Below are 9,997 nucleotides of genomic sequence, written 5' to 3' on the forward strand. Positions count from 1 at the left end.
TGGCCTTTCTCCCATAGTGGGCCAGGGCTTCGTTTGCGGACCTCACTGCTTCCGTCGCAAGTGGCACTGGATCGCTGTCTTTCATGCGGGCCGGGTGAGCACAGAAATGGCGGGGTGCTACATCACCAGAATCCCTTATCTCCCAGGTGCTCCGGCCCTCATCATCAAGGAATACGTGCCACCTGCAGGTAGCACACCTCCTCCACTCATGACCAGGGCGGGCTGGCGCGCCAGTGAGCCCTAATCCATAAAGCCATCCCTTCAATGCCGCGCCTTTTATATCTGAGGAGATATCATGAGAGCCCACCTGCCACCTGAATTTATCCATCCACTTGGGTTCTAGTGCCCTGGGGTTGAGCTTCTCCTTTACCGGGTCATATGGCGGGGTTATGTAGTACCCTGGGAGCACGATCCTGTATACTCCATTTTCAGGTTCCTTAACCCAGAAGGGGATGCTTATCCCGAGCCCGGCATGGGAGATAAACAGCCGCCCCATGCCCACGGTGTTGTTCCGGCCGGATAGCCGTCTTGTGTCGTAGACTGTGAGGACCGGGGTAAATGAAAGCTCACCCTGGGGGGCGCCTTCGCTGCCACAGGCTATGCGGCGGGCTACCATCTTCGAGAAAGTCCTGGTCACATTCCGCCTGTCAAAGAATACGTAGACATCCTTCCCCAACACAGCTTGATCGTTGATGGCCACGCATCTGAAGGTTAAAAGCCCCGAGAACAGTGCCACCATTCCTGATGCATGGTTGTTACTACTTGTGGGTCTCGTGTCGTAGACCCTCACAAGGTCAGTGCTAATGGAATCAAGTTTCTGCAAGATAACTGAGGCTTGATTACTTGTGGACATTCTGTTCCCTCCTAATCATTCTCGTGGGTGTTCAGTTCTTGTTGACGGGGTGGGTTCTGGTAGGTCCGGATGTGTCTGGGCCTCGGTGACGTGATGTTGCAGCCCATGGATGGTTTGTGGTCTGGTCTCTCATATCAGCCGGCTACCTTGGTGGTTACGTGCCCTGAGAGGAGCGCTTGCCTTGCCTGCCCCAGGCGGCACTTCTCGCAAGCTGCGCGGCATAGGCCGTAAGAGGCCCTCTTTTCGCAGACCAGTTGAATAGCCTGGGCGGCTCCTGTGACGTTACCTCTTGAAAGCCTGTCCAGAGCGAGATAAAGTAGAGACATTACTAACCCTCCTTCCGCAAAGAAGATGAAAAATCGCGGCTATGTAAGCCGCGATTGTGATAGCTACCGAGAGAACATAGGCTAAAGTTCATGAAGACTTGGTAATAGGTAAAGAAGCATCGCCGTGGGCATCGCCCCTTCAATGTACTGAGCATCGCCGCCCCAAGGGAGGGGTGGGGCATGGAACGCAAGTGCCGGGATCGTGGAGAGAGGGAAATGGCCTTCGAAAATTTGCGGAAGAATCTATTTCTTATAAGCTTCCAAATAGAGTCATATGATGCAAGACTGCATGGGAGATTCGTAAGTGACGTTTTCATCAGGTGACAGTGTGTCTGTCGAGTATGGGCTTGCACGCCATTCAAGGCGTCTAGCGGCCATGTAGCCGGTGATATGTGGAGGGTAATGCGAGGCCGACCAAGTGCATGAGGATCGGGCTGAGGCCAAATTATTGGGCAAGAGTTATCCGAAAGCCCGAAGTTAGTCCTGTATACCGCTCTATATATTCTTTACGAAACAAAGAGGATTTTGTCATATAATATCGAAAATATATGGTTGAATTGCCGAGTAATACTTTTTCTGGTGTTTTTGCTCATCACGCTGGGGGCTCGGGGCCGACTTGACGAGACGCGTTTGCCTCTTGCGATGACGGGCATTAGGTCAAGCTGCGAAATAGGTGTACGAAGACCGGGGTGAGCTTTGGGTTGGCAACAGAACCTACCAAAGAAGAGAGATATGAATTCGCAATGAACCTATGGTGTGTTTTCTCAACGGGGTCTGCAGCAAAGACTCCCCCTCGGGGGGGGGGGGGGGGGGGGGTAACATCTCCCAATAGCCTCTTTTCAATAGCCTTGTACTCTCATAAACTACATCCCCATCATGACGCGTATAACAAATGGTCGTACCCAAAGCGTGACTTCCATCATGGATGTACTGGGTATGACCATTATCTTTTTGTACCCAGCAAGGCCCCTGGGCGAGGCCCACCCTAGGGAACAGTGGCCCATCCCTGGAAGCCTCATCGGACAATGATTATGTAAAGCGGGGAGAATTGTTCGTGATAAGACTTAACGGAATTAGAAGCAAACTTATCCTAGGGTTTCTGGTGAACTAATCATAATGGGCATTTCAAGCGGGATTGTCGGCAACACAGACTAACAGGTTCGGGAGGGACGCAGCAGTGCTGGAGAATCTCCTTTCAGAGCTAGCGGGCATGCAGTATAGTAAAGGGTTGCTGGAACAAGCTTTCCTTTTGACTCTCACCGCCCTTATAGACCTTCGTGACAGCCATACTGCCAGGCACTCCAAGAATGTTGCCGATTACAGCGAGATAATTGCCAGGGAGATGGGGCTATCCATCGATGATCAAAAGGCTATCTATCTCGCAGGGCTTCTTCATGACGTAGGAAAGATCGGGGTCCCCAGGTCATCCCTATCTAAACCCGGCAAACTCACCGATGAAGAACTGAGGGAGGTACGTAAACATCCTGCCCTGAGCCACGAGCTTATCGCCGAAATCCCCGGGTTCAAAGGCATAGCAGGGATTGTCCTGTACCATCACGAGCGTTACGACGGCCGTGGGTATCCCCACGGGATTGGAGGAGATGAGATACCCCTGGGTTCCAGGATCCTCTGTGTGGCCGACAGTTTCGATGCGATGGTTTCGGAAAGGGTATACAGGCACGCTATAACAATCCTGGAGGCCATATTAGAGCTGGAACAGTGTGCGGGCACGCAGTTTGACCCGGAGGTGGTGCTGGCGTTCTGCTCCTATTTGAGGAAGAAGGGATTTTCAGCCTATCTCCCGCACGCGGGCGCCTGTACCGCGGAAAGATGAATCCAGGAGGATGGTAGAGAATCTTGATTCGCTAGACAGTCGAGGTGAGCAGGCTATATGAAGGCCTGCCAAGGGGCAGTCCACAGTGTGGGCGTAAGAGAAAGTTTACATGGAGCTATTCTGACTTTATCAATCGGGGTTGCAGCCTTTCCTGAAGATGCCGACAGCCCATCCGGCCTGATACAGGCGGCAATAGGGTTCCTGCGTTGTAGTGGTCATCTACGACGCGTATGCGTCCAACACTATAGCCCCCTTATCGCTGAGCTTTTGATATAGGACACCAGAATGCGCCTTTGGCCGATTAGCTGGAAAGGTATATTGGAAGCATGTTACAGGAAAGAAGTCGCATAATTGCTTCTTCGGTCTTAGTATATCTCTGGTGTTGAGACGATGTAGCTTACGGGTGATGTCTGGACCAGTTTGTGTGAGCATTGGAGCCGAGCATTTCCATGGCGGCCCGGTTGGCAAAGTTGATAGGTGGGTCAACAGCTTCATGGCAAAAAGGAGCGGCACTCAGCCGCTCTTGTTAATAAGGGGGTATATGGGTAAGAGTTGTCGTTACCACCTAAGGGGTTGGTAGCTGGCCATGATTTTAGGTGTTGCGGGTTCGTAAGTCAGGGTAATCTTCCCTGCTTTTTTCATCTTAAGGCTTATGAAGACATCGTCTAGCTCCTGCTCCTGGACGTCGTAGTTGGCTCCGAAGCCCAGACGGTGCTCGCGTAGGGGAAATTCTGCCTTGCCGCCCACCAGGAGGGTATTAAACTCCGAGTTGAAGGTGGCGCGTCCCTGCAGGTTTATATATCCCTGCTGGGTGATTGTCAAAGTGTAGGTGGTATCATCGGGCTCAGGTGGATCGTCCAGGTCGTAATCTGCCGTGAAGCTGCATGAAAGCTTATCGGTAAGAGGCGCCTGGAGGCTGCCCTTGGCGTATTTCCATTTGTTGTTCAGTGCATCATAGGTGGCTGATATTTTAGAGATGGTAGAGCCAATCTTCTGCTGAATTTCAGGCATGACTAGGAAATCTAGTTCTGGGTTGTCATCGAAGTGAAATGGTGTTTCACCGGACCTCTGGATGCGGGTTAGTTTCAGCTCGGCGTAGCCGCCGTTCCACGAGCGGCGGGCCCGGCCGCCGACTGTGAGCTCGAGCCGGTTATCGCCTTGGCTATAAAGAAAGTCTTCTACTGCTCCTTCTAGGCCAAATAAAGTGGAGTTCATCTTATTAGGTAAACTCGTGTCCCAACCTTACCCTATAGCGCTGGGCCGATACGCCTATGGGCTCTTCATCGAAGCTACCCAATCCGAGCCTGAGCCAGCTTGATGGCTGCCACAGGACCTCAATGCCCTGACCTACGAGGTCGTGGCCGCTCACATCGTATTCGTTTGATTGCCATGAGGCTACGATTTGGTGTTTACCCACTTTGAAGTCGTGACTCAGCGTAAGGTTTCGCAGGCGCTCGCCTTCGTCTTTGAACCGCCATAGTATTGAACTCTTTCCACCCAACCAAGTGTAATAGGTGTTTAGAGAACCCTTGCTTTCCCCCGGTTCCTGGCTGAGTTTTCCTGTGCTGTATAGCTGGCCTAGTTTTAGGGAGAATATCCCGTCCAGCTCGCCTTTGCTTTCGTCTGAGTCTACATACAGGGAGCCTACGGGCTGGGAGGCTATCCCGACCTCCCATGAATCGGTGCGGCGTATGAGTTCAATGTTCCAAGGAGTTGACTTGTAGAATATGCCTATGCCGGATATTCCACTTTCCTCTGAGTATTCCAGCAAACCCTCGAGGCTTTGGGTCAGGGCGTAGCGCAGGCCTGCGAAGAGGTCGCCGGCTTCGACCCCGGCGTAGACCTCGGTTACCTGGGCATATGCCGGGGCGGCTGTAAGTATGAACAGCATGCACAGGATCAAGATTACACGGCCGGTTTTCGTCATAGTTTTGCCCCCCCTCTTTCTTCATTTAAAAGCCGGGGCCAAAGGAGATCAGCCCCGGCTTTCAGTGGAAGGAGGCACACTTAGAAGTTTGCCCCGACCCCCAAGAAGAAACCAGAGACGGTATAATCGTGGCTCAGGAAGCGGTATTCAGGGTGGTCAGGCTTCCCATCGCCGCTTATATGCGTCGAGCGATACCCGCCCTTGATGTTTATGTTCTCGCTTATAGCGTACGTGGCGCCGATTTCAAACCCTAACAGAGAGCCCTTGTAGCTTGCCTCAGCGGTTCTATCGGGATCGCCGACATCGCCTTTGACCTTATCAGTCACCGACAGACTGGGGGCGAAGCCCACCGAGGCGTCTACGCCCAGTCCGCTCCCGAAGTTCATCTTGTAGGAGCCTACCAATTCGAGGCCGCTATAGTCGCGGTTGGCTGAGTAGCCTTCGCCTGCCACTTCGAATCCGAACTTGACCCAGCCGGCGCCGATCTTGAGCCCCTGGCCCAGGTTATATACCCCGGCTATATCGAGCTTGCTGTTTCCAAGATCGCCTTTGCCGATGCCGGCGAGCGGCACTGCGTCCGCGCTCGAGGCTGAGTAGTAGGACCCCATTACGGCTATCTTATCCGTGATATCAAAGCTTCCTTTGATCTGGAAGCCGTTTAGGGTAGCGTCGAAACCATTGTCATCGCTGTCGCTGTAATTTGCATTGCCGAATGCATAGTCGAGCGACGTACTTAAACCAGCTGCCAGGGCCATCGGTGCTATGGCCAGGAACAGAGCAAGTACTATACCGGATATATATAGACTTTTTCTCATGAGCTCATTCCCTCCTTAATGTCTAGAATAGGTGACGGGGTTGAGATACTATGTTTTATGCCTGGCAGCGTCAGGGGATATCTCCTACCCCATCACCTACATTTGGTTAGTTTAATACTTCCACATATCCCAACCAAAACCAGAGCTCTTACCAGGCTCGTATTTGGGCCTTACCTTATAGGGTGTGGTCCACGGCGCGCTTGCGTTGCCCGCCTTATCGTAAGCGACTATCTGGATATTGTAGAGACCGATCTTGGTTGGGAGCGTATGGTCCACTATAGCTTTGGTGCCCGATACGCTATATGTCGTGCTCTCATCGCCAACAGTGACAACCACACGGTCAAGAGCAACATTATCGGTAGCGGTGATCTTGAGAGTGCCGTCCTTGATTTCGCCCTCGACTGTCGGGGCTACTTTGTCTTCTACTGGCGCCGGTGGCGCTCCGACTGTCAATTCAAATGCTCTCATGTTCCAGTTACCGATTGCATCGACATATGCAACGTTAAGTGTATAGGTTCCTTCAGCGAAGGTGGGACCGAACTTTATGGTGTAGATGCTCGAGTCTTCAGGATCTGGTGTTGCCTTGAGCATTCCGGTATAGTCGGCAATACCCATCTGCACTTCGCCTACACCAACCAGGTTGTCAACAACCTTGACTTTAACAGGCGACTTGCCGTCCCACTCCTTGGTGACCTGAGTCACTACCGGCGCGGTGGTATCGATACCGAATTCGAACGCTCCGTCGTAGAAAACGTAAGGTTCGTTCTCAATTTTGAACGATATCTTGAATTCATGTATTCCGTCCGCGAGGTTATACCCTGGGATTATTGTGATGAGCTCGCTATTCTCATCCCCGCTCATCACGATATGCTCCACTGGGGTTCCGTCTATCGTGGCGACAATAGAACTCGTGTCAATTGGCCCAGCTACGTTGGGGTTATAATATAAATATAGTTCTGGTTCGTTCATCCGTGAGATTGGTGTATCTTTGCCACTAAGGCTTACACTCTTACTGTCTTGTACGTTGAAATCAATATCGCCATCGATTACAGCGACGGTAATTGTAACTGGATCGGCTGTTTTTTCATTCCCGGCGCCATCGTAGACAGTGAGGTTCAGTTTATACGAGTTCCCCTTTAGCAGTTCCTTGCCATACAGGCTGGCGAGATTAAGCTCGACTCCATCAGATGTGAGGTAGATGACATCTGGATTCTTCTCGGTGTCGCCCTCAAAGACTGAGGTATTATTTACCTCATCAAGGATTTGAAGCTTCGCAAATCCGAGACCCGAGATCTCATCTTTGGCCTTGTATGTAAGTTTCAGCCGGGTGATATCATATTTGCTCGCGGAAGCTAGTGGCGCTGTTATTTCTGGAGCAGTGTTATCCCATGTGCTGGTGAGAACTTTCGCCAGTGCCTCTTTCTCTGCGTCCCCAAGATTCCCGTCTGGGTTGCCGAGCCTGTCATGCGCCAGCACCTTGATTGTGAATGAGTCGCCATCTTTTAGAGCAGATCCCAGGTACTCGGCGATACTGGCCCAGGGCAGGGTTATTGATAGGCTATCCTCGCTTACCTCGTTGGGTGTAATCGTTATGGATTTTGGCCAATTCTCGATGAGTTTATTGTCTGGACCGTACGCCCAGATCATAATCTGCTCGTCGCCCTCAAAACCAGCTACGGCATCTTTGAAAGTCAGGGTGAAGTCTGTACTGGGCCCTACATAAACCGGTAGAGCACCGGCAGTGTATTCAGGGGCGACATTATCAAACACAAAGGTCGATTCTGGGTTGTTCGGGTCGCTCTGACCTTCATTCCCTGCTGCATCTTTTACCTTTAAGACGACGGTATACTTGCCGTTCTCCAGGAACACATCTTGTTTGTTGTCGCCATTTATGTCCCCGTTGAACTCAACGGTCCAGTCAGGCGCGCTACCCGTGACCATTCCTGCATCGACAGCCTCATCATGGTCGATGGAGAAGGCCTCTGAACCGTTAACCAGGACGGCATACCGGGCCGGGTTGGCTTCGCTTACCGTCCAGGTGAACCCGGTGTTGGCCGGACTATTGTCCGCGGTATCATTGGGCCCTGACGTAACGGGGACGACCGGCGCCGTCTTGTCGAGTGTCACTTTGAATGTTTCCTCAACTGTGTGCGGTGAAGGGACATTATCTGCAGCCGTGACGGTAAAGGTATATGTATTATCGCTTACATTACTAATGGTCCACGTATAGCGATCCCCGACAACCTGAGGTCCGCTGATCGTTGGTCCCTCCGGCAACACCGCCAGGCTTACTGCCGCTTTGTCTACTCCCGTGCCCGCGTCAGTTATGGTGACGCTAAAATTTGTGAGACTGGAGACAAAGGCATTATCTGCCGGATTCGGGTTGCTGATAACAGGGGGATTCCAGTCGGCATATAGAATAGCCTTTTTAGAGAAGCTGAAGTCAGTACCCACTAAAGTCCCCGTTATGGTATATTTACCCTCCTGGGCGCCTAGGCTATTCCATTCTTGAATGCTGAGGGGCTCACTGTATACTTTGGGGTCGCTACTATTAACGGTCCCGTCAATAACAAGCAAATCATTGACCCAGACCTTCAATACGGCATCGGCGCCATCGGTGTCGTACGTAACTTCAATAGTCGGTGCGCTATACGCATCTGTATGATATTGCTCGCCAATAGTTAGCTCAGCTGCCATGGACACCCCGCACCCGAGGATTAAGACTATGACCATGGCGAAGATTATAATCGAATGTTTTCTCATAATGGTTTGAGGTCCTCCTCTCTTTCAATAACGTCTCCTTACTCTTCGTTGTACGAGGTCATATATCTCCGGCGAATCTTCAATGTTTCGATTCTTCGCCGTTACCACCAAACATATATCACCCCCTTTGTGAAAGCATTTCATCTACCGCAGGGGTTAGCCGCTCTTCCTTTCATCTTGTTTGCGGCATAACTCTAGGATCTTCTCAGGTGGCACACCCAGGGCTTCAGCCAGTTTTATCAAGCTCCTAACGGTGGGGCTTTTCTGGCCGCTTTCTACGCTGCTAATAAAAGATTGGGCTAGCCCTGATGCCCGGGCTAGATCTGCCTGGCTTATACCTTTTGCCTTACGAATTCTTTGTATCTGTTCCCCGATTTGCCTATCCATGGTGCCACCTCATCCTCATTCTATATCTATGGAGGATTATAGTCAAGCTCTATCGAGAACTAATTTACGCTAAATTTACATTCGCTATATAATCTAATCTTTGTTTAGGCCTGTGTCATGCGTGAATTGCCCTCCTTTTCTGGGGAGAATAAGATCACCGGCGGTTAGTATTGGTACCAGAATTGGGCTTATCGATCATAAAATCTTGTGGGATTTAGCCGATTATGATAGCATAAGATCAATCTCTATAGAGATACTTGATTGGGGAGGTACTCTATTCATGATTGATATTGCGTCTCGTTTAAGGCTCCTGAGAGAAAAGAGAGGGATGAGTATCTATCGCCTTGCCCGCGAGGCCAAAGTGAGCCAGTCTTTCCTGAGTGCGATTGAGGCCGGCCAGAAAGTGCCAACGGTTACGACCTTACAGAAGATATGTGAAGCCTTGGGGATAAGTTTGGTAGAGTTCTTCACTGATGAACCAACACAGGTGCCCAACCACCTCCGTCCCCTTCTGGATGAAGGCCGGCGTCTCAAACCGGCGCAGGTAAAGAAGTTGACGGAATTCCTGGCAAGCCTGAAAGACAACGAATGAATATAATAATTATCCTCTTTATAATCTGTCGATAGAGGTGCCTTGCTTATCGTGGAATTTCGGTAGGGCACTCTATCTTGATTTTTCATGGGTTTACTACCCCTTCCGTGACCTCGCCTGAAATCTGACGTAGAAGCCCGCTCCGAAGTAGCACCAACTCCCTCTACCACGTTATCCGTCTAAACCGCGTCTGGGCCTCCTCGAACCCAGCCAGCGCCCATCGTAATACCCGCTCCCCGTTTCTCCACCTCTTAACCCTCCGGCATACATTTCGCATCCCGCAGTGGCATGAGGGGACATTTTCTGAGGTCATAATTACTTGTACTTTCCCCTGCTTTTATGTACAATGGAGACGGGGGTGTTTCCTATGGTCCCATCCTTGAAGATATTTCACGCTGGGCCCGCTCCTCTTATCTCGGCATTGTTCGATGCCCTTGGGATCAGTAAGACTCTGGATTCTGTCCTTGCCTGGGACGAGACTCAGTGTAAGCTGCCTCCAT

Annotated in this window: 10 protein-coding genes; 3 read left to right on the plus strand and 7 right to left on the minus strand. The window is 51.2% G+C overall.

Annotated elements, in window-relative coordinates; genetic code table 11:
- On the minus strand, positions 1–853 hold an 853-nt coding region (locus HPY71_14945; GenBank protein ID NPV54787.1), incomplete at its 3' end, for a hypothetical protein.
- A 134-nt stretch (positions 854–987) separates the two neighbouring features.
- On the minus strand, positions 988–1,179 hold the full coding sequence (locus tag HPY71_14950) for a hypothetical protein (GenBank protein NPV54788.1): 192 nt from the start codon (positions 1,177–1,179) through the stop codon (positions 988–990).
- Positions 1,180–2,446: 1,267 nt separating this feature from the next.
- Between HPY71_14950 and HPY71_14955 the strand changes: the two genes are divergently transcribed.
- Positions 2,447–3,013: an HD-GYP domain-containing protein gene (locus tag HPY71_14955; GenBank protein NPV54789.1), complete on the plus strand. Its 567-nt coding sequence runs from the start codon at positions 2,447–2,449 to the stop codon at positions 3,011–3,013.
- Positions 3,014–3,100: 87 nt separating this feature from the next.
- Positions 3,101–3,289: a hypothetical protein gene (locus HPY71_14960; protein ID NPV54790.1), complete on the plus strand. Its 189-nt coding sequence runs from the start codon at positions 3,101–3,103 to the stop codon at positions 3,287–3,289.
- Positions 3,290–3,571: 282 nt separating this feature from the next.
- On the opposite strand, the gene HPY71_14965 is transcribed toward HPY71_14960, so the two are convergent.
- The 5 genes from HPY71_14965 to HPY71_14985 all read right to left on the minus strand — a co-directional run bounded on the left by HPY71_14965 (position 3,572) and on the right by HPY71_14985 (position 8,905).
- Complete coding sequence (locus HPY71_14965; GenBank protein NPV54791.1) at positions 3,572–4,228, minus strand: hypothetical protein; 657 nt, start codon at positions 4,226–4,228, stop codon at positions 3,572–3,574.
- 4 nt (positions 4,229–4,232) lie between these two features.
- On the minus strand, positions 4,233–4,940 hold the full coding sequence (locus HPY71_14970) for a hypothetical protein (protein NPV54792.1): 708 nt from the start codon (positions 4,938–4,940) through the stop codon (positions 4,233–4,235).
- 80 nt (positions 4,941–5,020) lie between these two features.
- Positions 5,021–5,755: an outer membrane beta-barrel protein gene (locus tag HPY71_14975; GenBank protein ID NPV54793.1), complete on the minus strand. Its 735-nt coding sequence runs from the start codon at positions 5,753–5,755 to the stop codon at positions 5,021–5,023.
- A 111-nt stretch (positions 5,756–5,866) separates the two neighbouring features.
- Positions 5,867–8,518, minus strand: a complete 2,652-nt coding sequence (locus HPY71_14980; GenBank protein ID NPV54794.1) for a hypothetical protein — start codon at positions 8,516–8,518, stop codon at positions 5,867–5,869.
- Positions 8,519–8,674: 156 nt separating this feature from the next.
- Entirely contained in the window at positions 8,675–8,905 is a 231-nt protein-coding gene (locus HPY71_14985) for a helix-turn-helix transcriptional regulator (protein NPV54795.1), read from the minus strand.
- A 283-nt stretch (positions 8,906–9,188) separates the two neighbouring features.
- Here HPY71_14985 and HPY71_14990 point away from each other — a divergent pair, with 283 nt between their 5' ends.
- On the plus strand, positions 9,189–9,497 hold the full coding sequence (locus tag HPY71_14990; GenBank protein NPV54796.1) for a helix-turn-helix transcriptional regulator: 309 nt from the start codon (positions 9,189–9,191) through the stop codon (positions 9,495–9,497).
- Positions 9,498–9,997 lie beyond the last annotated feature (500 nt).

The sequence above is a fragment of the Bacillota bacterium genome, from assembly GCA_013178125.1.
In the GTDB taxonomy this organism is placed as follows: domain Bacteria; phylum Bacillota; class SHA-98; order Ch115; family JABLXJ01; genus JABLXL01.